This is a genomic window from Streptomyces sp. NPDC050263 (assembly GCF_040655955.1).
Classification (GTDB): Bacteria; Actinomycetota; Actinomycetes; order Streptomycetales; family Streptomycetaceae; genus Streptomyces.
In genome coordinates this window covers 13,058-35,910 of sequence record NZ_JBFAKW010000097.1, presented here as the reverse complement: position 1 = coordinate 35,910, position 22,853 = coordinate 13,058, and the positions used below count along the sequence as shown (strand labels likewise).

Here is a 22,853-nt window from a genome sequence, read left to right as displayed (position 1 = left end):
GTCCTCGTACTGGACGTACTCGGGCTTTCGGCCGGTGCGGCGAGAGTGCGTGCCGGGCGTCGCGACGGGGCGAACGTTGCCTGCCGCGGCACTAGTCCTCGGCCAGCAGCCGTACGAGTTCGATGCGGGAGCGGATGCCGAGGCGGGTGAAGACGCCCCGCAGGTGGTGGTCGATGGTGCGGGGGCTGAGGGCGAGGCGGGCGGCGATCTCGCGGTTCGTGGCGCCGTCGGCGGCCAGGCGGGCGACCAGGAGCTGCTGGGCGGTCAGGTGGGTCGTCGGGCGTTCGCCGGCCCGGGTCGAGGCGGCGGGGGCGCCGAGCGCGCGGAGTTCGGCGCGGGCGCCCTCGACGCAGTGCGGGGCGTCGAAGGACTCGAACGCCTCCAGGGCGCTGTGCAGCCGGTCGCGGGCCTCCGTACGCCGGCGCAGTCTGCGCAGCGCGCTGCCGAACAGCAGTTCCGTGCGGGCGCGTTCGAAGGCGCGTGTGCCGTCGGCGTGCAGGTCGAGCGCCGTGCGGTAGTGGTCGAGGGCATCCTCGCCCGGGGTGAGCAGGGCCCGGCAGCGGGCGCTGAGGGCCAGGTCGTCGAGGCTGCCGACGACGCGGGCCCAGCGGTCGTAGTCGGCGTGCGCGGCGCGGGCGATCCGGGTGTCGCCGGTGCGGGCGGCGGCCTCGACGTAGTGCGGGGTGGCCAGATGGCGGATCGCCCGGTGGCCATGGCCGGGGCCGGAGTTGGCGAGCGCGCGCAGCCGGGTCGCGGCGGCGTCGTAGCGGCCGAAGCCCAGGTCGAGGAAGGCCAGCGCCCACTGCGCCAGCGCGGCGGGCAGCCCCAGGCCGTGGGCGACGGCGTACGAGCGGGCGGCCGTGGCCCGCTCCCGGCACAGGTCGGCCTCGCCGGTGAGCGCGGCGAACATCGCCAGGGCCGCCTGGAGATGACAGGCCCCGTTCTCCTGTCCGGTGGCGTACGCCTGGCGCAGGGCGTCCAGCGCGGCTGCCTCGGCGGCGCGCGGGCGGCCGGTCCAGAAGTCGGCGTAGGCCCGGAACTCCAGGGCCTGGGACACGGCGGGGGTGACGCCCCGGGCACGGGCGGCGGCGGCCGCGCGGACGGTGGCGGTGGCGGCGCGGGTGTGGTCGCCCAGCATGAGGGCGGCGATGCCCGCGTGGATCAGGAGGGTGGGGTCGCCGCCCGGTCCGCACCGTCCGGCGGTCGCCTCCAGCAGGTCGCGCGCGTCCTCGTACCGGCCGTCGGCGGCGGCGGCGATCCCGCCCAGCACGCCCGGCGGGTCGATGCCGAACTGCCGGGCGACGACCGCCGCCTCACGACATCGACTGAGGTCACCGGTGTAGACGGCGGCTTCCGCGGCCCGGGCGAGGAGGTGGCCGACGGAGGGCACGGGTTCGGCGGTCCGGGCCAGGACATGGGCGGCGGCGGCATCGGCGCCGCCCATGTCCTCGTCCGCCTCCGCCGCCCGCGTCGCCCCTGCCAGCAGCGCGTCGAACGCCTCGCCCGCGTGTCCGGTCCGTAGGGCGAGGACGCCGGTGAGGGCGTCGGCGTCGGTGCGGGCGGCCAGGGTGCGGGACCGGTCGCAGTCGCCGGAGTGCCAGGCGTCGGCCGCGGCCCGGGCGTGGAGGCGGGACTGTTCGCCGCGGTCCGTGGAGAGCGCGGCGGCCCGTTCGGCGAGGGCGCCCGAGAGCGCCGGGTCGCCGCCCGCGCGGGCCTGGGCGGCCGCCGTCGTCAGCTCCGCGGCGAGCCGCCCGCTGGGGCCGAGCGCGCCCGCGCCGCGGTGCCAGGACCGCCGGGCCGTCTCCGCCGGGCCGTGCAGGACGCGGGCCAGCAGTCGGTGCGCGTCGCGCCGGTCGGCCGGGACGGCCGTCTCGTAGGCGGCGATCCGGGTCCAGGCGTCCCGGAAGCCGACCCCGCCGGCCGTGGCGTACGCGACGCCCGCCGCCTCGGCCGCCTCCAGGGGCCGGGTGTCGAGGCGGGCGGCGACGACGGCGCGCAGGAAGGCGTGGGTGGCCACCGGGTACTGGTCGGCGGCGGCCAGCAGGAGCACCAGCCGGGTGTCGTCGGGCAGCGCCCGGACCTCCCGGCGGTGGGCGCGCAGGATCTCGGGGGCGAGGTCGACGGGCTCGGCCGGCAGCGGGTCGAGGCCGGCCGCCTGACGGTCGGTCAGCCGCGCCGCGACTTCGACGGCGGCGCGCGGGTCGCCGTGCACAAGGCGCAGCACGCGCACGCGGACGCCTTCGGGCAGCGCGGCGACCGGGCGCCGGAGGGCGTCCGGAAGCCTCGGTGGCGAAGTGCGGTCAATACGTGGGGGGTTCACCGGTGTCACCACACGACTGACGTTACTGGCGAGTTAATTGAGCCGTAAAGACCGGCGATTTCACCGATGCGGCGCGCGTAGACCCGCCGGACACTCCTGGCAACCCCATACGTTTCAGGAGGCATCATGCAGCGCTCCAAGCGTCGCATCGCCGCGGCTGTCTCGGCCGTGGCCTCTTCGCTCCTTCTGTCACTGTCCTTCTCCGCCCCCACAGCCCGAGCCGCGACCCACGACCCGATCGTCTTCGTGCACGGCCTCAGCTCCTCCTCCAGCAGCTGGGACGACTGGGTCGCCGACTTCAAGGCCGACGGCTACACGGCCGCCGAGCTGGACGCGTGGACGTACAGCTGGTCCCAGTCCAACGCCACCACCGCCGCCCAGCTGAACACCGAGATCAAGAACGTGCTGGCGAGAACCGGCGCGAGCAAGGTCGACGTGGTCGTCCACTCCATGGGGGCGCTCAGCTCCCGCTACTACCTCAAGAACCTCGGCGGGACCGCCTACGTGGACGACTTCGTCTCCGTCGCGGGCACCAACCACGGGACGTCGGTGGCCTCGTGGTGCAGCTGGCTGTACACCTCCTGCGCCGAGATGGTCACCGGAAGCTCGTTCCTCACCTCGCTCAACTCCGGTGACGAGACGCCCGGCAGCGTGAACTACGCGACGTACTGGTCGAACTGCGACGCGGCCATCGATCCGGACTCCTCGGCGCTGCTGAGCGGGGCCACCAACGTCGGCGTGGGGTGCATCTCGCACAACGACATGAACAACGACCACGGCGTCTACGAGAAGGTGCGCGACTTCGTCCAGTGAGGCGCGGCCCGGGCGGGTCCGGCGGGGCCGGCACGGTCGACGGAGGGTGCGACGGGTCTGCACGGGGGAGAATCCCGGTAGGCCCGTTCTGCCCGGGAGGTCGCCATGCCACTACGTTCCACCGGCTCCGGGTCCGGCAAGGCGCCCGGTGACCCCGTCCACCATCCCCTCTTCGCCCGTTGCTACGCCCGGCTCGGTGCGGCCGCGGAGACCCGTGCGGGGCTCGCCGGCGTGCGTGACCGGCTGCTCGCCGGGCTGTCCGGCCGGGTCATCGAGCTCGGCGCGGGCAACGGGCTGAACTTCGCGCACTATCCGGCCGCCGTCTCGGAGGTCGTCGCGATCGAACCGGACCGTCTGATGCGGCGGTTGGCGCTGGAGGCGGCCCTGCGCGCCGAGGTGCCCGTCGACGTCGTGCCGGGGGCGGCGGAGGCGTTGCCGGTCAAGAGCGAGGCGTTCGACGCCGCGGTGGTCTGTCTGGTGCTGTGCAGCGTGCGGGACGTGCCGCGGGCGCTGGCCGAGCTGCGGCGGGTGCTGCGGCCCGGGGGCGAGGTGCGCTTCCTCGAACACGGCCCGGGCGGCGGGCGGGCGATGCGGTTCACCCAGCGGGCGCTGGACCGCACGGTGTGGCCCTACCTGGCGGGCGGCTGCCGGCTCGGCCGGGACGCGGTCGGCGCGCTGCGCGACGCCGGGTTCGAACCGGGCCCCTACCGGCGGATGCTGCTGCCGGAGAACGGACCGCGACTGCCGTTCTCCTACTGCGTGACCGGTACCGCCGTGCGGCCGTCCGAGACGCCCGACTGAGATCTCACGGCCGCACGGCGTCAGGGCCGCACGTGGCTCACCCGCTCCACTCGCGCAGTTCGCGCGCGATGTCGGCCACCGACGCGTCCCCGGTCTTCACCAGCCGGGCCAGGTCACGGACCTGTTCGGGCGAGGTGGTGACCTTCAGGCCGCTGGCGACGAGATAGGCGTAGGCGACAGCGCAGGCGAACAGGGCGTTGGAGCGCTCCAGCGCCGGGACGTGGATGAGCAGTTGGAGCAGCGAGGCGGCGCGGGCCTGCGGGTCGTCGTATACGGGGACGTCGAATATCTCGGCCTGGTGGCGGGCCACCGCCGCGACCAGCGCACCCCAGTCGGTGACCTGAGGGTCTCCCGGTGTGTTCTGTTCGGCGAGCATGAGCAGCCAGGCGAGGTCGATACGAAGGTCGCTCAAGGGATCAGCGGCGACCTTCGCGCATGCCGCCCTCGCGCTCCGCGCCGAACTCCTCGACGAAGACCGTCTCGTACTGCTTCATGAAGTCACTGGCCGCCTCGACGAACGTGTGTCCGATTTCTCCGGCGTCCTGTCTGACCAGTTCTTCTATATAGCGATTGACGCTCATGCCACGAGCCGTGGCCCGCTCGCGGGCGACCTGGGCCGTGCCCTCGTCCACGCGTACGTTCAGCTGGGTCTTCGCCATACCTCGACGCTAGCGCCGAGGCGCTAGCAGCGGCAAGGGCGCGCCGCAATCGAAAAGCGATACCGCCTGTGGGCCGGGTCACACTAGTCTCGGCACGTCGACGCGACGGAGGAGGCAGCCTTGTCCACACCCGACGGGACCGCGGCCCGAGCTCATGGCCTGACCAAGGCGTACGGCTCAGGCGAGACCACGGTGCTGGCCCTGGACTCGGTGGACGTGAGCATCGCGCGGGGCCGCTTCACCGCGGTCATGGGGCCCTCGGGCTCCGGGAAGTCCACGCTGATGCACTGTCTGGCCGGTCTCGACACCGTCTCGGCCGGTCAGGTGTGGCTCGGCGACACGGAGATCACGGGGCTGAAGGACCGCGAGCTGACCCGGCTGCGGCGGGACCGGATCGGGTTCATGTTCCAGTCGTTCAACCTGATCCCGACGCTGAACGCGGCCGAGAACATCACCCTGCCGATGGACATCGCGGGTCAGAAACCCGACCAGAAGTGGCTGGACCAGGTGATCGACACCCTGGGCCTGCGGGACCGGCTGAAGCACCGGCCCTCGCAGCTGTCCGGCGGCCAGCAGCAGCGCGTGGCCTGCGCCCGGGCACTCGCCTCCCGCCCCGAGCTGATCTTCGCGGACGAGCCGACCGGCAACCTCGACTCGCGCGCGGGGCTCGAGGTCCTCTCGTTCCTGCGCGAGGCCGTCGACAACCTGGGGCAGACGGTCGTCATGGTCACCCACGACCCGGGCGCGGCCGCCCACTCCGATCTGGTCCTCTTCCTGGCGGACGGCCGGATAGTGGACGAGATCGAGCGCCCTACGCCAGAAGCAGTGCTCGAACGCATGAAGCGATTCGACGTCGCCCGCGCACCGGTGGTCGACGGCACTGCCCCCGAGGAGGACTGACCCGGTGCTGAAGGCAACGCTCAGGAGTTTCCTCGCCCACAAGGGGCGGCTGCTGCTGTCCGCGCTCGCGGTCGTCCTGTCGGTGGCGTTCGTCGCGGGCAGCCTGATCTTCTCGGACACGGTGACGCGGACCTTCGACCGCCTCTTCGCGTCCACGTCGGCGGACGTCACGGTCGAGCCCAGGGACGACCTGAGCTCGTCCGTGCCGTCCGGCGCGGTCCAGACCGTCCCCGCCTCCCTCGCCGGGCAGCTGGCCCGGGTGGACGGGGTCGAGTCGACCCACGCCGACGTGAGCGTGGAGAACATCACGGTCGTCGACAGCGACAACAAGTCCGTCGGGCCGACCACGGGCGCGCCCACCATCGCCACGGACTGGTACGTCACCGACCGCAGCCCGGTGAAGCTCACCTCCGGCCACGCTCCGCGCGGCGCCGGCGAGGCGATGCTCGACGCCGACACCGCCGACAAGAAGCATGTGAAGATCGGCGACACCCTCACCGTGATGGCCCAGCCGGGCTCGTTCAAGGCGGAGATCGTCGGGATCGCCACCTTCACCACCACCAACCCGGGCGCGGCCCTGGTCTTCCTGGACCCCAAGACCGCCGCCGGGCAGCTCCTGGGGTCGGCGGACAAGGCCACGAGCATCTCCGTCGACGCGGCGCAGGGGGTGAGCGACGCGGTGCTCAAGCAGCGCGTCGCCGCCACGCTCGGCTCCGAGGCTTCCTCCGGCGCGTACGAGGTGAAGACCGCCGACGAGCAGGCGGAGTCGTCGGCGGAGGCGCTGGGCGGGTTCCTCGACGTCATCAAGTACGTGATGCTCGGCTTCGCCGGGATCGCCGTGCTGGTCGGCGTGTTCCTGATCGTCAACACGTTCTCGATGCTGATCGCCCAGCGCACCCGTGAGCTGGGACTGCTGCGCGCCCTGGGCGCGGACCGCCGGCAGGTGCGCCGCTCGGTGCTGACCGAGGCGGTACTGCTCGGGCTGGTCGGCTCCACGCTGGGCCTCGCCGCCGGCATCGGTCTCGCGGCCGGGCTGATCAAGCTGATGAGCGCGTTCGGCATGAACCTGAAGACCACGGAGATGGTCGTCGGCTGGGCGACCCCGGTGGCGTCCTACGTCGTGGGCGTCGGCGTCACCTTCGTGGCGGCCTACCTCCCGGCCCGGCGCGCGGCGACCGTGTCGCCGATGGCGGCCCTCGCGGACGCGGACATCGCCGGGGTCGGCCGGCCGCTGAGGATGCGCGCCGTGGTGGGCACGGTCGTCGGGGCGCTCGGCGCGGCCGCGCTCGTCGGCTGCGTGACCTCGTCGAAGACGGCGTCCGCGGCCTCCCTGCTCGGGCTGGGCGTGGTCCTCACGCTCATCGCCACCGTCATCGCGGGCCCGATCCTGGTCCGCCCCGTGATCCGCGTCCTCGGCGGTGCCTTCCCCGCGCTGTTCGGGCCGGTCGGCCGGATGAGCCAGCGCAACGCCCTGCGCAACCCGCGCCGCACGGGCGCCACGGCGGCCGCGCTGATGGTGGGCCTCGCCCTGGTGGGCGGGATGTCGGTGGCCAGCGCCTCGATGTCCAAGTCGTTCGACGAGCAGATCGACAAAACGCTGGGCGCCGACTTCGTCGTCCAGAACGCCAACTTCACCCCGTTCTCCGCGGAGGTCACGGACGCGGTGCGCGACACCGAGGGCGTCGGCCTCGTCGTCCGCCAGCGGTTCGCGCCGATCGCCGTACGGCTGCCCGACGGCAAGCGCGTCGAGACGACCGCCACCGGCTACGACGACCAGGTCGACGACGTCGCGCGCGTCACGTACGCCGAGGGCGACACGGCGGCGGCGCTGGCCGCGGGCGCCATGGGCATGGACGTCGACTTCGCGAAGGACCACGGCGTGAAGCTCGGCACCGTGCTGCCGGTGGAGTTCCCCGGCGGCCGGACGACGTCGCTGAAGGTCGGCGCGCTCTCCGACCAGGACGCGGCCGACGGGTTCGGCACCGAGGGCGGGCTGCTCTTCGGGATCGCGACCGTCGAGAAGTACGTGCCGGGCGGGCAGGACTCCGCGCTGTACGTGAACGCGGCCTCCGGCACGACGGCCGACCAGTTGCGCCCCCGGCTCGACAAGACCCTCGACGCGTACCCGCAGGTACAGGCCCGTGACCAGGCCGACTACAAGAAGCTGGTGCACGACCAGATCGCCGTCCTGCTGTACCTGGTGTACGCGCTGCTCGGACTCGCGATCGTGATCGCGGTGCTCGGCGTGGTCAACACCCTGGCGCTGTCGGTGGTGGAGCGGACCCGGGAGATCGGGCTGCTGCGCGCCATCGGGCTGGCCCGGCGGCAGTTGCGCCGGATGATCCGGCTGGAGTCGGTGGTCATCGCGGTGTTCGGCGCGGTGCTGGGGCTGGCGCTCGGGCTGGTGTGGGGCGTGTGCATACAGCAGGTGCTGGCCTTGCAGGGCATGAAGGCCCTCGCCGTCCCGTGGGGCACGCTCGTCGCGGTCGTCGTGGGCTCCGCGGTCGTCGGCGTCGTCGCGGCGCTGCTGCCGGCCCTGCGGGCGTCCCGGATGAACGTGCTGGCGGCCATCGCGCACGAGTGACGACCCCCGGTCGCGCAGCGCTCGTCGCCGGGCCGCTCGGGGCGCCGACCGTCCGAACTCTGGAGCTCCAGGCCCGAGCGCGCGGTCCGTGATGGGATCGCCGCATGTCTGATCTGCGGATACGGGCCGCGACGCCCGACGACCTGGACACCGTCCTCGCCTTCTGGAAGACCGCCGCCGAGGGCACGAGCATCAGCGACGACCGCGGTGGAGCGGAGCGGCTCGTCGCCCGGGACCCCGAGGCGCTGATCCTGGCCGAGCACGGCGGCGAGCTCGTCGGGACGGTGATCGCCGGGTTCGACGGGTGGCGGTGTCATCTGTACCGGCTGGCGGTGCACCCGGAGCGCCGCCGCCAGGGCATCGGGTCGGCGCTGCTGGCCGCCGCGGAGGAGCGGTTCGTGCGGCTGGGCGGGCGCCGCGGCGACGCGATGGTGCTCACCCGCAACGAGACGGCGCACCATGCCTGGCGGGCGGCGGGGTACGCGCCGGAGGAGAAGTGGCGGCGCTGGGTGAAGCCGCTCCCCTCGTGATCACCGACTGACTTCACCGGTCGGCCCGGGGCCGATCGAAGGCACCTTTGCCGATCCTTTACCATTGGGGGGCTGCGTGGATGATCCACACAGCCCTCAATGACTTCATGAAAGGTGTGAGCGTCCGCCCATGGGCGAGCCTCCCAGTACCCGTAACCGACATCGCGCGCTCCTTCCCGCCCTGCCCGATCCTGGGACGGAGGTGACCCGATGACCGAAGTACTGCTGCTCCTGGTGGCGATCCTGCTGTCGTTCGCGTGCGGCGCCTTCGTCGCCGCCGAGTTCTCGTTGACCACCGTCGAGCGCAGCGAACTGGAACGGGCGGTGGAACGCGGCGAGCGCGGCGCGTCCGGGGCCCTCAAGGCGGTACGGAACCTGACCTTCCAGCTCTCCGGCGCCCAGCTCGGCATCACCGTCACCAATCTGGTGGTCGGCATGCTGTCCGAGCCGTCGATCGCCAAGCTGATCGCCGGGCCGCTGGAGTCGCTCGGACTGTCGAGCAGCACGTCCGGTTCCGTCGCGCTGGTGCTGGGCACGGCCCTGTCGACCGTGTTCCTGATGGTCGTCGGCGAACTCGTGCCCAAGAACTGGGCGATCTCCTCCCCGCTGGCGGTGGCCAAGGGCGTCGGCAACGCCCAGCGCTGGTTCAGCGCCGCCTTCCGGCCGTTCATCAGCCATCTCAACGACACCGCGAACCTCATCGTGCGCCGCTTCGGCGTGGAGCCCACGGAGGAGCTCGCGGCCGCGCGCGGCCCGCAGGAACTCGCGGCGCTGGCCCGGCACTCCGCGAAGGCGGGCGCCCTGGAGGCGGACACCGCCGAGCTGTTCGTGCGCACGCTGAACCTGGCCGACCTGACCGCGGAGAACGTGATGACCCCGCGCGTGCAGGTCATGGCCCTGGACGCGTCGGCGACCTGCGAGGACGTGGCGAACGCGACCCGGGCGAGCGGCCTGTCCCGCTTCCCCGTGTACCGCGGCAACCTCGACTCGGTGGTCGGCACCGCGCACATCAAGGACGCGCTGGCGATCCCCGCCGAGCGACGCGCGCGCGTGCCCGTCTCGGAGATCCTGCGCGAACCCCTCCTCGTCCCCGAGTCGCTCACCGTGGACCGGCTGCTCGACCGGCTGTCCGGCAAGCGGACCATGGCCGTGATCATCGACGAGTACGGCGGCACCGCGGGCGTGGCGACGCTGGAGGACATCGTCGAGGAGGTCGTCGGCGAGGTCCGCGACGAGCACGACCCGCACGAGACGCCCGACCTCGCGCCCGCGGGCACGGACGACGACGGCCGCGCCCTGTACTCGGCCGACGGCGCAGCCCGCACCGACCAGCTCGCGCGCGTGGGCCTGCACGCCCCCGAGGGGCCGTACGAGACGCTCGCCGGCCTGGTCGCCGCCGAGCTGGGCCGGATACCGGCCGCGGGCGACACCGTCGAGGTGGCCGGCTGGCGCATGGACGTCGTCGACGCCTCCGGCCGCCGGGCCGCGCGCGTGCTGCTGCACGCGCCGCCCGCCACCGACAACCACGTGGAAGGGGCGGACCGATGATCGCCGTCCAGTTGCTCATCGCACTGGCGACCCTCGTCGTCAACGCGTTCTTCGTCGGCGCCGAGTTCGCGCTGATCTCCGTACGCCGCTCCCAGATCGAGCCGCACGCCGAGCGCGGCGACCGGCGCGCCGACAGCGTGCTGTGGGGTCTCCAGCACGTCTCCGCGCTGATGGCGGCCGCGCAGCTCGGCATCACCCTGTGCACGCTGATCCTCGGCGTGGTCGCCGAACCGGCCATCGCACACCTGCTCGAGCCGGTGTTCCACGCGGTGGGCGTGCCCGAGGGCGTCGGCCACGCCGTCTCCTTCGTGATCGCGCTGGCCCTCGCCACCTACCTGCACATGCTGCTCGGCGAGATGGTGCCGAAGAACATCGCGCTCGCGGAGCCGGTGCGCAGCGCCCTGCTGCTGGGCCCGCCGCTGGTCACGCTGGCCCGGGGGCTGCGCCCGGTGATCTTCACGATCAACGCCTTCGCGAACGGGCTGCTGAAGCTCATGCGGATCGAGACCAAGGACGAGGTCACGGCCACCTTCTCGGACGCCGAGCTCGCGCAGATCGTCCGGGACGCCGGCGAGGCGGGCCTGATCGACGACCGCGCCCAGGAGCGGCTGCACGACGCCCTGGAGCTGGGCCGCCGCCCGGTGCGGGACGTCGTCCTGCCGCTGGAACGCGTCGTCTACGCGCGCGTGGGCGTCACTCCGGAGGAGTTGGAGCGGCTGGCGGCCGAGTCCGGGTTCTCCCGCTTCCCCGTGGTGGACGAGGGACGCCGGATCGTCGGCTATCTGCATGTGAAGGACGCGCTGGACACCTCACCGAGGGACATGCCGTTCCCGGTGCGGGACATGCGGCCCATCGCGCGCGTACGGGGGGCGACACCGCTGGACGACGTCCTCACCGCGATGCGCGGCAGCCGGACGCACCTGGCGGCCGTGCTCGGCTCGGACGGCCGCCTGGCCGGGGTGGTGACCATGGAGGACGTGCTGCGGGAGCTGTTCGGGCAGCAGGCGTAGCCGACTGCGCGAACCGACTCCCGAGCCCGCTCCCGAGCCCGCTGCCGTGCCCGTCGCCATGCCCGTCGCCATGCCCGTCGCCATGCCCGTCGCCGGGAGGCAGGCCGACCGACCGCCGGGTATGGGACTCGGGCTACCATCTGTGTCGCCATGGAGACGAACCCCATACACACGAACCCGCCGCACCCGGACCCGACGCACACCAGCCTGGTCGCGGTCGGCGACTCCTTCACCGAGGGCATGTCGGACCTGCTGCCCGACGGCACCTACCGCGGTTGGGCCGACCTGCTCGCGGGCCGGATGGCTGCCTCCGCCCCCGGTTTCCGGTACGCCAACCTGGCGGTGCGCGGCAAGCTGATCTCGCAGATCGTCGAGGAACAGGTGCCGGTCGCCGCCGCCATGGGCGCGGACGTGATCACGCTGGTCGGCGGTCTCAACGACACCCTGCGCCCCAAGTGCGACATGGTCCGGGTGAAGGATCTGCTGACGGAGGCCGTGGAGCAGCTCGCCCCGTCCTGCAAACAGCTGGTGCTGATGCGCAGCCCGGGCCGGCAGGGTCCCGTCCTGGAGCGGTTCCGTCCCCGGATGGAAGAGCTGTTCGTGTGCGTGGAGGAGCTGGCGGGACGGCACGGCACGCTCGTCGTCGACCTGTACGGCGCAGAGTCGCTCGGCGATCCACGGATGTGGGACGTCGACCGGCTGCACCTGACGGCGGAGGGCCACCGCCGGGTCGCCGAGGCGGTCTGGCAGACCCTCGGGCACGACCCCGAGGACACCGAGTGGCACACCCCGATGCCGGCGACGCCGCCCCCGGGCTGGACCGCCCGGCGCGTCGCGGACGCCCGGTTCACCCGGCAGTACCTGCTGCCCTGGATCGGCCGCCGCCTGACCGGCCGTTCCTCGGGCGACGGCCGGACAGGCGCCCAGTTCAGTGCTGAGCTGGGCAAAGCCTTCTGGGTCACCCCTGTGGACCACACAAACCCCGGCCCTGTGACGGACTGGCGACGGGTAGGGCCCTGACCCGGAGCCTCGCCCGAATGCCATGCATCGATTGAACGCGGAGCCTCACCGTGTGATGAACTCCACCAGTTCACATCGCGGCACACCCAAGGCCGGAACAGCCGCCACGTCCAGGGCAGCAGCCAACGCGGGTAGCTCGGCAGCGAGTTCCCACGAGGGACCCGAAGGAGAACACACCCAGCTCGGGAAGATCCGTCAGTCGGAAGCCGATTCGGACTTCCTTGCCACTTCCCGGGCGCGGGCCAGCTGCCGCAGCCCGACCCTCGCGCGCCGTCCGCGATGCGTTGCGGCCATATCACCCGCTCCGTCCAGGGCGTGAGCCAGTACAGGTGGATCTGTATCGATGCCGTGCACGACGCCCTCCCCATCGGCGTCTGCACTCGGCGCCCGTCCCAGAAGCCGGACGACGGCGGGAACGGGCCAGGCCCCCACCCTCTGGACCGCGTCCGTCCGAGGTAACCGGCCTCGAACAGGGCACGCCGTGCTGATCGCAGACCGGTCGCCGGGCCATCGTGGTGCAGCAAGCTGGGACTACGGATGGGATACGCGGATGCCGGAATCGACCGAGGCCATGAGTCGGCGCAGTCTGCTGATCGCCGGTGGAGCGGTGGCGACCACCGTCGCCGCGACAGGCGGGTCCAGTGCTCTGGCCAGGGAGGAAGCGGTGCCGCAGGGCTCCCAGAGCGGTGCCGACGCCGACCGGGCAAGGATTGACGTCCACCACCATTTCACCGCTCCGGCATGGGTCGACTGGGCCGAGCGCGAGGGCCTGGTGCGGCGGCAGGAACTGCCGTGGTGGGCGCGCTGGGATCTGGACTCCACTCTCGCGCTGATGGACCGGGTGGGCATCGCAACCGCAGTCCTCAACCCGACCATGCAGGACCGGTACCGCTCCGCCGCGCAGGCCAGGGAAGGCCTCACTGTCGTCTTCGAGGCGCTGGCCGACCTGGTGGCCGCGCACCCGGGCCGTTTCGCGATCCTCGGCCCCGCTGTCCTGGACCATCCCGACGTGACCACGTGGGCTCTCCAACACGCTTTCGACAAGCTCGGTGCCGTTGGAGTCAGCGTGAAAGCCAACTACAACGGCATCTACCTCGGTGATCCCTCCTACGACCGCTTCCTCGCAGAACTCGACGAACGCGCCACGGTCCTTTTCACCCACCCGCTCGACCTCCCGGGCGGACCACCCGGCGTGCCCACCGTCCCCGGAATTCCGAACTTCATGTGCGATTTCCTGCTGGATTCCACGCGTGCCGCCGTGAACCTGATCCGTACCAGGACACTGGACCGCTACCCGCACCTGTCAGTCGTCCTGCCACACGCCGGCGGGTTCCTCCCTCAGATCGCCACCCGCATGAAGGCCTTCGGCAGCTTCTGCACCCCACCCCTCGATGCTGCCCGTGTAGAGGACTATCTCCACCGCTTCTACTACGACACAGCGGGCCCGCTGGCCCCCTCGGGCACTCTGGTGGCCACCGCCGGTGCCGACCGGATCCTCTTCGGCACCGACTGGCCGGCCGCCTCCGCCGACATCATCACCGGCTTCACGGTGCCGGCCATCGAGACCGACTCCGTCCTCACCAACCGCCAACGCCGCGGCATCAACCGTGACAACGCCCTCCGCCTCATGCCCACACTCAAGCGCACCTAGTACTACAGCCGGTTGTTCACGTACGCGACGGCGGGTTGTTCGATGCTCCGTTCGTGGGATTGACGCTGCCGCCGGGGGCGGTACGGACGGGACCGCGACAGGGCGGGGCGTGTCGTTGACGACGGATCGGATCGGGACACCGCGTTCCGCCTGCAGCTCGGCCCATGTCGTCCGGGCCCGTTCATGCATGATGACGGGATGAACCACAGCGACCAGCGCTTCCACGTCATCGTGCTGTCGAACTTCGCGAAGGGCTTCGACAAGTACGCGTTCGCTTACGGTAAGGCGGGGATTCCGGAGAGTACCTATCCCGACCGGTTCCACCTGCTGACCCGTGCGGAGTTGGGAATCGGCATCGCCAAGGCGCGACGACTGCTGGACCGTCTGGCCATAGCGGGCGACCGGCTGTTGGTGCTGGAGACCATGGTGGACCCCGACAAGCTGGCGCCCAACGTGTCGACCGGCCTCGGCATGGAACTGCACGAGGCTCGCATCCGGTTGTCAGCAGTCCACGAACTCGACCAAGCAGGCGACGAGTTCACTTTGCGCCCGACGACCGTCGAGGATGCGATGGCGGCCTCCCTGCGCCTGCATGGCTCGGCACAGGGTCGCTACGCCGACACGCGACCGCGCTCGGTGTCGCTTCTGCCGGTCGCCTCCGCCTGCCAGGCCCGGTGTTCGTTCTGCTTCTCCTCGGCTTCGATCTCCAGCGACCAGGCGCCGGCACGGGTCCCGTGGGACGCGGTGGCCCAGTGGCTGGAGCGCGCCCGTGCGGCGGGTGCCGAGCGTGCGGTGATCACCGGCGGCGGGGAGCCCACGCTCATACCGTTCGAACAACAGCTGCGACTGGTGTCCGCCTGCTCCGCGGCCTTCCCGAAGGTCGTCCTGATCACCAACGCGCACACCCTGGCGAAAGGCCGGCACGCCGACCGGGCCGACCGCCTCGCAGCCCTGAGCGCCGCGGGCCTGAGCGTGCTGGCGGTCTCCCGGCACCATCAGGACGACGCCGTCAGCGAGCGGCTGATGATGCTGCGCACGCCGGTGAGCTCTGTGATCGACACCTGGCGCGTGGAACGCGACCGCTGGCCGGGGCTGCGGATGAGGCTGATCTGCGTCCTCCAGCACGGCGGCGTCGCCGACGCGGCCGAGGTCGCCGACTACCTTTCGTGGGCCGCGTCTCTCGGTGTCGAGGAAGTCTGCTTCAAAGAGCTTTACGTATCCACCAGCACCGAGTCGCTCTACTTCGACCGCGCCGCCAACGTGTGGAGCCGAGAGCACCAGGTTTCGCTGTCCGTCGTCACCCGGTTCGCCGAGCAGCACGGCTTCGAGCTGGCGAGCCGCCTGCCCTGGGGCGCGCCGGTCTACCACGGCAGCTGGGACGGACGACCGATGCGGATCGCCGCTTACACCGAGCCCAGCCTGCTCTGGGAGCGCACCAGCGGGATCGCGCGCAGTTGGAACGTCATGGCCGACGGACGCTGCTACGCCTCCCTGGAAGACCGGGCCAGCGAGATCGTGCCGGAAGGCGCAGCGGCATGAGGTTCGAGGAGTTCCAGGAATTCCGGCAGCACCGGCTCAGTGCTTCCTCGTCGCTTCTGGACGCCGCCGAGACCAACGTGTACCGGGCGCTTGCTCCGATGCGACCGGAACCGCCGACCGACATGAGTACGGTGCACCGGTGCGATCTCGCCCGTGCCTGGCTGCGGCGCTTCGAGCTGCCGCAGGAGTGGTCCGGCCACGCCATGGTCTGTCGCGGGGTCCGGCACGGGCTCGGTGTGGTGTTCCAGCGGCTGCGCGCCGTGCATGCGCGGTTGTGGCTGCCCGGCGACGTGTACCCGGTCTACTTCGAGCTGGCCCGCGCCGCGGGCCTGGCGCCCGCGTCCTACCCGACGCTGCCGGCGCCGGCCCTGCCGAGATCGCCGGCGGACGACCGGCCCGAATACCTGCTGCTCGCCAACCCCAGCAAGCCGCTCGGCCGTTACCTGTCCGATGCCGAGTGTGCCGCGGTGATGTCGTGGTTGCGGGAATCACCACGCCGCCGCCTGCTGATCGACAGCGTCTACGACCTGGGAACCCCGTTCGCTGCCGGCACACGGCGATTGCTGGACACCGGTCGCGCGGTCCTGCTGCATTCGGTCACCAAGGGATGGCTGTGGCCACGCACGTTCGGCGTGGTCCTGCTGGGTCCGACGCACGCCGAATTGGCCGAAGCGTTCCGGGCGGATCCGCCGACGCCGACTCAGCTGAGGCTCGCCGACCGCCTGCTCACCGAGCACAGCGACGTGCCCCGGCAGGTCGTCGACGAACTGGCCGCACGGGCTGAGCGGCTGTTCGAACGGTTGCCGGCCGACGTGCTCGAGGCGATTCCCACGGCGAGCCGGACGTGCCCCGGCAACTATTTCTTCCCGGTTGGAATCCCGGCGGAGACGCTTCGGCGTGAGTGCGGCGTGCTCGCCATGCCGGTCAGCGTGTTCGGGGAGAGCAGGTGGTCCGGCTCCATCCTGACCAGCCTTGCTGACGCTTTCGGCGTGACGAGCTCGGCGAAGGCGTAGCGTCCGGCGAGGACGTCGGGGATGCGGGGCCTCGCCTCGGCGCGAAACGTGCTGCGCCCAGGCGGGACCCTGAATCCCGGACGTGTTCAACCCCGGCATGGCCAGGCCGTGCCGGCTCCCCGAGTCGCCCCACCACCACAAGTCGGTCGCGGACCGGGGCGAGGCTCGACGTGCGAGCGACGACCAGCTCCGACGCCGCCGCCCAAGTGCTGCGCTTCACGCTGGACCACCTACGCGACGGCGTGTGCGTACGCACCGAGAACGTCAGCATGCGCTGCTTCTTTCCCGAGGAACTCTCGGCGCTCTGCCGGCCGGCCGGTCTCGACGTCGCGCAGCGCTGCACGGGGGCCACGATCAATTGCGTCGACGGGCGCGAGCACGCAACACGACGTCACCAGATGTGGTGTGCCTCCCAGAAGGGGGCGAGGTCCTTGTCCGTCATGGACTGGGCGGCCTTCTTGAAGTCAGCGGTGGTGGAGACGCCGTACCAATGGTCCTGGGCGTACCGCTTGAGCAGTCGGGCCATGGTGCCGGAACCGAGTGTGCGTTCCAGATCGGCCAGGACGCAGGGCCCGGCTGAGTAGATGAGGTGATACGTGCCGGGGTGCTGCGACCAGTAGGCCATGGAGCCGGTCAGCGAGATGTTGTCGTCGGGCCAGTAGACCTCCGACCAGCAGTCGCGGGTGTCCCAGCCGTAGAAGCGGGCATTGGCGTACTGAGCGAAGCTTTCGTCCAGCCACGGTGAGGAGTACTCGTCGTTGCCGACGATGCCGTACCACCACTGGTGCGCCACCTCGTGGACGGCGGCGCCGCCTTCTTCGGTGGTGCCGAGGAGGACGAGGCCGGGATACTCCATGCCGCCGCCGAACTGGCTGGTCATCACGAGGTCGATCTCGTCGTACGGGTAACGGCCGAACTCCCGGCCGAACCGGTCGATCGCGGCGGCAGCGTCCACGCGGTTGGCGCGTACGCCCGCGTCAGGGGTGTCGGGCGCCCAGTACGACCTCACGAGCACGCCCCCTGCCGTGGTATCGGTCGCCATGCGAAACGGGCCCGCCGCCCAGGCGAAGTCCCGCACTCGCTCCGCGACGCTGAGCGTGACCGTACGGCCGGCGCGGCCGGGGAACGTTCGGCTGCGGCCGGTCGCCGGCACCTTCAGGGACGACGGGTGGTCGAGTCGGACACGGAAGTCGCTGGTCAGCGCGTAGAAGCTCTCTCCGACCGACACGTAGGGGTCGAGATGCCACCGCTTCGCGTCATGCACGGCGAGCACCGGCAGCGCGTTGCCGAGGAAGCGGTAGGCGCCATCGTGGCCGAAGCGGGCATTACGGTCCGGCACAGTGATCGAGACGTCGAAGGCGATGGACGTCCGCATGTCGCGCGCGAGCGGCCTCGGCAGTGCTATACGCAGAGCCGTGCAGTTCACACCGAGATGGCTCGGTGTGCCACCGCGTACCCTCGTCACCGTGACGGGAGAGGGCGCAGCGGGCGTACCGCACTTGTCCTCGCCGTTGCCCCACAGACGTAGGTACACCTCGCGCAGAGGCTGATCGGATCCGTTCCGGAACGACACCCGCTGCCGTCCCGTCCAGTGGCTGCCGTCGGCGTCGGATCGCAGGACCACGTCGTAGCGAGCGCGATCGGGCGTCGCGGCGGCCGTGGATAATCCCTGTCCGGGCGCCGCGCCCGCATCATTCATACCGCCGCCGAGTGCCGCGAACAGCATGAACAACACGATGAACAGACGACGACCGGATCTGGGCGAGCACCTGAGTGACGGAGACATGTCAGCGGATACTGCCACATCACACCGGCGATGGACCCCGGTTTGGACAGAGCTGTGTGTGCAAGGAGGTACGGTCGCGGCGAAGTGAGTTGAGACAGCTCCGCCGCAACGGCCAAGAGGTCGTCGTACTCAAAGATCAGGCGGCCGGGCTCGGTGCCGTCTGCCGCCGCCTCCTTGCCGTGGCGCGCCGCCGCTGACCCCGGGAGGCCGGGAGCTGCCCCGGTACCCGCTCTGCGACCCCTTCGCCCGCGACACCCCGAAGCGGAACCACGGCGGGGTGACGCCGGTCTCGTAGGTTCCGCCGAACGGGACTGTGGCGCTGGCCTGCACGAATCGCCAGTAGAATCCGTACACGTGACTGCCGCTCCCGCCAAGCCCCGCATCCCCAACGTCCTCGCCGGACGCTACGCCTCCGCCGAGCTCGCCACGCTCTGGTCCCCCGAGCACAAGGTGAAGCTGGAGCGTCAGCTCTGGCTCGCCGTGCTGCGGGCCCAGAAGGACCTCGGGATCGAGGTGCCGGACGCGGCGATCGCCGACTACGAGCGTGTCCTCGACACCGTCGACCTGGCCTCCATCGCCGAGCGCGAGAAGGTCACGCGGCACGACGTGAAGGCCCGCATCGAGGAGTTCAACGACCTCGCCGGTCATGAGCAGGTCCACAAGGGCATGACGTCCCGCGACCTGACGGAGAACGTCGAGCAGTTGCAGATCCGGCTGTCGCTGGAGCTGGTCCGCGACCGTACGGTGGCCGTGCTGGCGCGTCTGGGCAGGCTGGCCGGCGAGTACGGCGAGCTGGTCATGGCCGGCCGCTCGCACAACGTGGCCGCGCAGGCCACCACCCTGGGCAAGCGGTTCGCGACGGCGGCCGACGAGCTGCTCGTGGCGTACGGCCGGGTCGAGGAGCTGCTCGGCCGCTACCCGCTGCGCGGCATCAAGGGCCCGGTCGGCACGGCGCAGGACATGCTGGACCTGCTGGGCGGCGACGCCGCGAAGCTGGCCGAGCTGGAGGACCGGATCGCCGGTCACCTCGGCTTCTCGCAGGCGTTCACGTCCGTGGGCCAGGTCTACCCGCGCTCGCTGGACTACGAGGTCGTCACCGCGCTGGTGCAGCTCGCGGGGGCCCCCTCCTCGCTGGCGAAGACGATCCGGCTGATGGCCGGGCACGAGCTGGTGACCGAGGGCTTCAAGCCGGGCCAGGTCGGCTCCTCGGCGATGCCGCACAAGATGAACACCCGCTCCTGCGAGCGCGTCAACGGCTTGATGGTCATCCTGCGCGGGTACGCGTCGATGACCGGCGAACTGGCCGGCGACCAGTGGAACGAGGGCGATGTGTCCTGCTCGGTGGTGCGCCGCGTCGCGCTGCCGGACGCGTTCTTCGCGCTCGACGGTCTGCTGGAGACGTTCCTGACGGTGCTGGACGAGTTCGGCGCGTTCCCGGCGGTGGTAGCCCGCGAACTGGACCGCTACCTCCCCTTCCTCGCCACCACCAAGGTGTTGATGGGCGCGGTGCGCGCAGGTGTCGGCCGCGAGGTGGCCCACGAGGCGATCAAGGAGAACGCGGTGGCCTCGGCGCTGGCGATGCGCGAGCAGGGCGCCGAGCGCAACGAGCTGCTGGACAAGCTGGCCGCCGACGAGCGGCTCCCGCTCGACCGCGCCCAGTTGGACGCGCTGATGGCCGACAAGCTGTCGTTCACGGGCGCCGCGGCCGCCCAGGTGGCCATCGTCGTCGGCCGGGTCGAGGAGATCGTGAAGCAGCGGCCGGAGGCCGCCGGCTACACCCCCGGAGCGATCCTCTGACCCGCTTCACCAAGGCAGAGCTGGAGGCCGCCCGCGACCGACTCGTACCGGACGTCGTCGCGGGCGGCCTCCGCGTGCTGTTCTGCGGCATCAACCCGGGCCTGATGACGGCGGCGACCGGCCACCACTTCGCCCGCCCCGGCAACCGCTTCTGGCCGGTACTGCACCTCTCCGGCTTCACGCCGAGGCTGATGAGACCGGCGGAGCAGCAGGACCTGCCGGCCCACGGCCTCGGCATCACGAACGTGGTGGCACGGGCGACCGCCCGGGCCGACGAGCTCACGGCTCAGGAGTACCGGGACGGCGGGCGACTGCTGGCGGAGAAGGTCACGCGGCTGAAGCCCCGCTGGCTGGCGGTGGTGGGCGTGACGGCCTACCGGGCGGCCTTCGACGACCGCAAGGCCAAGATGGGTCCGCAGGAGCGGCTCATCGGGGACACACGCGTCTGGGTGCTGCCGAACCCCAGCGGACTGAACGCGCATTGGACGGCGGCGACGATGGCGGAGGAGTACGCGCGACTGCGGGTCGCGGCGGAGGGCTGAGCGCTCGGCGCCCGGTCCTCAGGCCTCCAGGCCTCGCTCCTCAGTCCTTCCTCCTCAGTCCTCAGGGCGGATCCGTCTCCGTCACGATCGCGAGGAGCTCGAAGGGCAGTTCTTTGTCCCACTGGGAGACGCCCAGGGCCACCCAGCGCGCCGTGCCCGGCAATTGCCACAGGTGGACGTCCGGCACATGACCGCTGAGCCAGGCCCAGGGCTCGGATATCTCCTCGCCGTCCATCGAGCGGGCCAGGGTGCTCGCCAGGCTGATGACCTGCGGCGGTCCCCAGCGGTCGGTCAGCCGCTCCGCCAGACCGTCCCGGTCGGCCTCGTACTGTGCCTCCGTCTCCTCCCGCTCCGTGCCGTCGTCCTCCCAGAAGTCGCCACTGGTCTGTAACTCGGCGACGAGATATCCCGGGCCTCCCGGGCCCAGGTCCGTCCTGCCCTGATCCTCGGGGAACTCCCGGGTGCACAGCAGGTCGACGGCGGCGAGGCAGCGCGCGATGTCCATGTGATCCAGTAAACCCGCCGCCACTGACAATTGGCGGTGGGTCAGTCGGCTCCCTTGCCCAGGCTCGGCTCAGGCTCGGTTCAGGCGTCTGCTCAGGCCTCTGCTGAGACCTCTGGGCTCAGGCGTCCCGCCGCCGCACCCGCCACGCCCCCGCCGCGACCGCCGCCAGCGCCCACACCGCGGTCACCGCGAGCCCCGTCCACGGTCCCAGGACGCCGTCCCACCGGGTGCGGAGGGCCACTTGACCGGCGCGATCGGGCAGGAAGTCCGCGACGTCGCCGGACAGGTCGCCGATGACGAAGGACACGATCAGCAGGAAGGGGACGAGGATGCTCAGCACCGCTGCTCCGCTGCGCAGCAGGGCCGTCAGACCGGCGGCGAGGAGCGCCATCAGCGTGAGGTAGACGGCGCAGCCGACGACACCGCGCAGGCTCTCGGACATGCTCAGCCCGGCGGCCTTCTCCCCCAGCACCGCGCTGCCGACGACCAGGGTCACCAGGCCCGTGGTCAGACCGACGGCCAGGACGGGCAGGGCGATCGCCGTCAGTTTGGCGGCGAACCACCGGCCCCGCTGCGGCACCACGGCCAGCGACACCCGCAACGTGCCGGTCTGGAACTCGGCGGAGACCGCCGTCGTGCCGAACGCGACGGCCGCGATCTGCCCGAAGTTCACGCCGAAGAACGCGGCGAACAGCGGGTCGAAGTCGTCGGCGTCGGTGGCTGTGGCGACTCCGGCCAGCGCGGAGAACCCGACGGTGGCGAGCAGGACCGCGCACAGGCCGCCGACCAGCGATCGCAGGGTACGGATCTTGATCCACTCGGAGTGGAGGGCAGGGGCGAATCCCATGGTCAGGCCTTCCGGGGCGGGGCCGCGAACTCGGCGTCGGCAGCGGTCAGGTCGAGGTAGGCCTGCTCCAGCGTGCCCACCTCCGAGGTCAGTTCGAGGAGGGGGACGCCGGCGTCCGACACAAGGCGGCCGATGTCGTCCACGCGCGCGGGGTGCACGATCCAGTGCCCCTCGGCCTGTTCCACGGCGTCGTGGCCGTGCCGGGCAAGGGCGCTCTTGAGGGCGAGCGGGTCGGTCGTCCGGATGCGGACGCGGGGCTGCACGCGCGCGTCGATGAAGTCCTGCATCGGGGTGTCGGCCAGCAGCCGGCCCCGGCCGAGCACGACGAGGTGGTCGGCGAAGGACGCGGTCTCGTTCATGAGGTGGCTGGAGACGAGCACGGTGCGGCCCTCCCCGGCCAGCCGGCGCAGCAACTCACGGATCCAGACGATTCCTTCGGGGTCGAGTCCGTTGGACGGCTCGTCGAGCAGCACGACTTCGGGGTCGCCGAGCAGGGCGGCGGCGATCCCGAGCCGCTGGCGCATGCCCAGGGAGTACGTCTTCACCCGGTGCCGCGAGGCGGGGGCGAGCCCGGTCTCCTCCAACACCTCGTCGACCCGGCGGGCGGGGATGCGGTTGCCGACCGCGAGGGCGAGCAGGTGATCGCGTCCCGTGCGCGCGCCGTGCGCGGCCTGCGCGTCGAGCAAGGCGCCGACGTGGCGCAGGGGTTCGCGGAGGGTGGAGTAGGCCCGGCCGCCGACGGTGGCGGTGCCCGAGGTCGGCCGGTCCAGGCCCAGGACGAGGCGCAGGGTGGTGGACTTGCCTGCGCCGTTGGGGCCGAGGAAGCCGGTGACCCGGCCGGGCAGCACGGAGCACGTGAGCCGGTCCACGGCCCGCCGGGGGCCGTACTCCTTGGTGAGGTCGCGGACGTCGATGCTGTTCATGGCCACCACTCTCGTCACCGGCGGGGGCCTCGGGCCTCCCCCGACCGGGGAGAGAGGCTCCCCCG

The 22,853-nt window shown here is 71.6% G+C and carries 20 protein-coding genes; 13 read left to right on the top strand and 7 right to left on the bottom strand.

Going from position 1 to position 22,853, the window contains the following annotated elements; genetic code table 11:
* Window positions 1-91 precede the first annotated feature (91 nt).
* Complete coding sequence (locus tag AB0J04_RS32825; RefSeq protein WP_363172255.1) at window positions 92-2,230, bottom strand: helix-turn-helix transcriptional regulator; 2,139 nt, start codon at window positions 2,228-2,230, stop codon at window positions 92-94.
* 216 nt (window positions 2,231-2,446) lie between these two features.
* Between AB0J04_RS32825 and AB0J04_RS32820 the strand changes: the two genes are divergently transcribed.
* Together AB0J04_RS32820 and AB0J04_RS32815 are read left to right on the top strand one after the other, a co-directional pair.
* Complete coding sequence (locus AB0J04_RS32820; protein WP_363172253.1) at window positions 2,447-3,133, top strand: alpha/beta fold hydrolase; 687 nt, start codon at window positions 2,447-2,449, stop codon at window positions 3,131-3,133.
* A 105-nt stretch (window positions 3,134-3,238) separates the two neighbouring features.
* On the top strand, window positions 3,239-3,934 hold the full coding sequence (locus AB0J04_RS32815) for a class I SAM-dependent methyltransferase (protein WP_363172252.1): 696 nt from the start codon (window positions 3,239-3,241) through the stop codon (window positions 3,932-3,934).
* A gap of 37 nt (window positions 3,935-3,971) precedes the next feature.
* Here the strand turns inward: AB0J04_RS32815 and AB0J04_RS32810 are convergent, their stop codons facing one another.
* Window positions 3,972-4,346, bottom strand: coding sequence for a fic family toxin-antitoxin system, toxin component (locus AB0J04_RS32810; protein WP_363172251.1), 375 nt, complete (start codon window positions 4,344-4,346; stop codon window positions 3,972-3,974).
* A gap of 4 nt (window positions 4,347-4,350) precedes the next feature.
* The gene (locus tag AB0J04_RS32805) at window positions 4,351-4,593 is read right to left on the bottom strand and encodes a toxin-antitoxin system HicB family antitoxin (protein WP_363172250.1); all 243 of its coding nucleotides are present in this window, start codon (window positions 4,591-4,593) and stop codon (window positions 4,351-4,353) included.
* 120 nt (window positions 4,594-4,713) lie between these two features.
* Between AB0J04_RS32805 and AB0J04_RS32800 the strand changes: the two genes are divergently transcribed.
* The 9 genes from AB0J04_RS32800 to AB0J04_RS32760 all read left to right on the top strand — a co-directional run bounded on the left by AB0J04_RS32800 (window position 4,714) and on the right by AB0J04_RS32760 (window position 16,388).
* Window positions 4,714-5,493, top strand: coding sequence for an ABC transporter ATP-binding protein (locus AB0J04_RS32800; RefSeq protein ID WP_363172249.1), 780 nt, complete (start codon window positions 4,714-4,716; stop codon window positions 5,491-5,493).
* A gap of 4 nt (window positions 5,494-5,497) precedes the next feature.
* Window positions 5,498-8,077, top strand: coding sequence for an FtsX-like permease family protein (locus tag AB0J04_RS32795; RefSeq protein ID WP_363172248.1), 2,580 nt, complete (start codon window positions 5,498-5,500; stop codon window positions 8,075-8,077).
* A 104-nt stretch (window positions 8,078-8,181) separates the two neighbouring features.
* Window positions 8,182-8,607, top strand: coding sequence for a GNAT family N-acetyltransferase (locus tag AB0J04_RS32790; RefSeq protein WP_363172247.1), 426 nt, complete (start codon window positions 8,182-8,184; stop codon window positions 8,605-8,607).
* A gap of 210 nt (window positions 8,608-8,817) precedes the next feature.
* On the top strand, window positions 8,818-10,155 hold the full coding sequence (locus AB0J04_RS32785) for a hemolysin family protein (protein WP_363172246.1): 1,338 nt from the start codon (window positions 8,818-8,820) through the stop codon (window positions 10,153-10,155).
* Window positions 10,152-11,165, top strand: a complete 1,014-nt coding sequence (locus tag AB0J04_RS32780) for a hemolysin family protein (protein ID WP_363172245.1) — start codon at window positions 10,152-10,154, stop codon at window positions 11,163-11,165. The genes AB0J04_RS32785 and AB0J04_RS32780 overlap by 4 nt, the downstream gene beginning before the upstream one ends.
* Window positions 11,166-11,315: 150 nt before the next feature.
* A complete protein-coding gene (locus AB0J04_RS32775; protein WP_363172244.1) occupies window positions 11,316-12,185 on the top strand; it encodes an SGNH/GDSL hydrolase family protein in 870 nt (289 codons plus the stop codon).
* A 550-nt stretch (window positions 12,186-12,735) separates the two neighbouring features.
* The gene (locus tag AB0J04_RS32770) at window positions 12,736-13,836 is read left to right on the top strand and encodes an amidohydrolase family protein (RefSeq protein ID WP_363172243.1); all 1,101 of its coding nucleotides are present in this window, start codon (window positions 12,736-12,738) and stop codon (window positions 13,834-13,836) included.
* Between the two features lie 198 nt (window positions 13,837-14,034).
* Window positions 14,035-15,375 carry a radical SAM protein gene (locus AB0J04_RS32765; protein ID WP_363172242.1) on the top strand — a complete coding sequence of 447 codons (1,341 nt, stop codon included), beginning with the start codon at window positions 14,035-14,037 and terminating at the stop codon, window positions 15,373-15,375.
* On the top strand, window positions 15,372-16,388 hold the full coding sequence (locus tag AB0J04_RS32760; protein ID WP_363172241.1) for an aminotransferase class I/II-fold pyridoxal phosphate-dependent enzyme: 1,017 nt from the start codon (window positions 15,372-15,374) through the stop codon (window positions 16,386-16,388). The genes AB0J04_RS32765 and AB0J04_RS32760 overlap by 4 nt, the downstream gene beginning before the upstream one ends.
* A gap of 391 nt (window positions 16,389-16,779) precedes the next feature.
* Here the strand turns inward: AB0J04_RS32760 and AB0J04_RS32755 are convergent, their stop codons facing one another.
* On the bottom strand, window positions 16,780-18,087 hold the full coding sequence (locus AB0J04_RS32755) for a M1 family metallopeptidase (protein ID WP_363172258.1): 1,308 nt from the start codon (window positions 18,085-18,087) through the stop codon (window positions 16,780-16,782).
* Between the two features lie 441 nt (window positions 18,088-18,528).
* On the opposite strand from AB0J04_RS32755, the gene purB reads away from it, so the two are divergent.
* Window positions 18,529-19,971 (top strand): adenylosuccinate lyase, encoded by a 1,443-nt coding sequence (purB, locus tag AB0J04_RS32750; protein WP_363172240.1) that lies wholly within the window; start codon window positions 18,529-18,531, stop codon window positions 19,969-19,971.
* Entirely contained in the window at window positions 19,968-20,513 is a 546-nt protein-coding gene (mug, locus tag AB0J04_RS32745; RefSeq protein WP_363172257.1) for a G/U mismatch-specific DNA glycosylase, read from the top strand. Before purB ends, mug begins: the two co-directional genes overlap by 4 nt.
* A gap of 61 nt (window positions 20,514-20,574) precedes the next feature.
* Here the strand turns inward: mug and AB0J04_RS32740 are convergent, their stop codons facing one another.
* From AB0J04_RS32740 to AB0J04_RS32730, 3 genes are all read right to left on the bottom strand, one after another.
* Entirely contained in the window at window positions 20,575-21,018 is a 444-nt protein-coding gene (locus AB0J04_RS32740) for a hypothetical protein (protein WP_363172239.1), read from the bottom strand.
* 118 nt (window positions 21,019-21,136) lie between these two features.
* Window positions 21,137-21,865, bottom strand: a complete 729-nt coding sequence (locus tag AB0J04_RS32735; RefSeq protein ID WP_363172238.1) for an ABC transporter permease — start codon at window positions 21,863-21,865, stop codon at window positions 21,137-21,139.
* A gap of 2 nt (window positions 21,866-21,867) precedes the next feature.
* A complete protein-coding gene (locus AB0J04_RS32730) occupies window positions 21,868-22,788 on the bottom strand; it encodes an ATP-binding cassette domain-containing protein (protein ID WP_363172237.1) in 921 nt (306 codons plus the stop codon).
* Between the last annotated feature and the right edge of the window lie 65 nt (window positions 22,789-22,853).

Excerpts from the sequence above, each read along its gene's own strand:
- AB0J04_RS32770 (WP_363172243.1), top strand. The coding sequence starts at position 12,736 with ATGCCGGAATCGACCGAGGCCATGAGTCGGCGCAGTCTGCTGATCGCC.
- AB0J04_RS32775 (WP_363172244.1), top strand. The coding sequence starts at position 11,316 with ATGGAGACGAACCCCATACACACGAACCCGCCGCACCCGGACCCGACG.
- AB0J04_RS32765 (WP_363172242.1), top strand. The coding sequence starts at position 14,035 with ATGAACCACAGCGACCAGCGCTTCCACGTCATCGTGCTGTCGAACTTC.
- AB0J04_RS32760 (WP_363172241.1), top strand. The coding sequence starts at position 15,372 with ATGAGGTTCGAGGAGTTCCAGGAATTCCGGCAGCACCGGCTCAGTGCT.
- AB0J04_RS32805 (WP_363172250.1), bottom strand. The coding sequence starts at position 4,593 with ATGGCGAAGACCCAGCTGAACGTACGCGTGGACGAGGGCACGGCCCAG.
- AB0J04_RS32740 (WP_363172239.1), bottom strand. The coding sequence starts at position 21,018 with ATGGACATCGCGCGCTGCCTCGCCGCCGTCGACCTGCTGTGCACCCGG.
- AB0J04_RS32820 (WP_363172253.1), top strand. The coding sequence starts at position 2,447 with ATGCAGCGCTCCAAGCGTCGCATCGCCGCGGCTGTCTCGGCCGTGGCC.
- AB0J04_RS32730 (WP_363172237.1), bottom strand. The coding sequence starts at position 22,788 with ATGAACAGCATCGACGTCCGCGACCTCACCAAGGAGTACGGCCCCCGG.
- AB0J04_RS32785 (WP_363172246.1), top strand. The coding sequence starts at position 8,818 with ATGACCGAAGTACTGCTGCTCCTGGTGGCGATCCTGCTGTCGTTCGCG.
- AB0J04_RS32735 (WP_363172238.1), bottom strand. The coding sequence starts at position 21,865 with ATGGGATTCGCCCCTGCCCTCCACTCCGAGTGGATCAAGATCCGTACC.
- AB0J04_RS32780 (WP_363172245.1), top strand. The coding sequence starts at position 10,152 with ATGATCGCCGTCCAGTTGCTCATCGCACTGGCGACCCTCGTCGTCAAC.
- AB0J04_RS32755 (WP_363172258.1), bottom strand. The coding sequence starts at position 18,087 with ATGAATGATGCGGGCGCGGCGCCCGGACAGGGATTATCCACGGCCGCC.
- AB0J04_RS32790 (WP_363172247.1), top strand. The coding sequence starts at position 8,182 with ATGTCTGATCTGCGGATACGGGCCGCGACGCCCGACGACCTGGACACC.
- AB0J04_RS32815 (WP_363172252.1), top strand. The coding sequence starts at position 3,239 with ATGCCACTACGTTCCACCGGCTCCGGGTCCGGCAAGGCGCCCGGTGAC.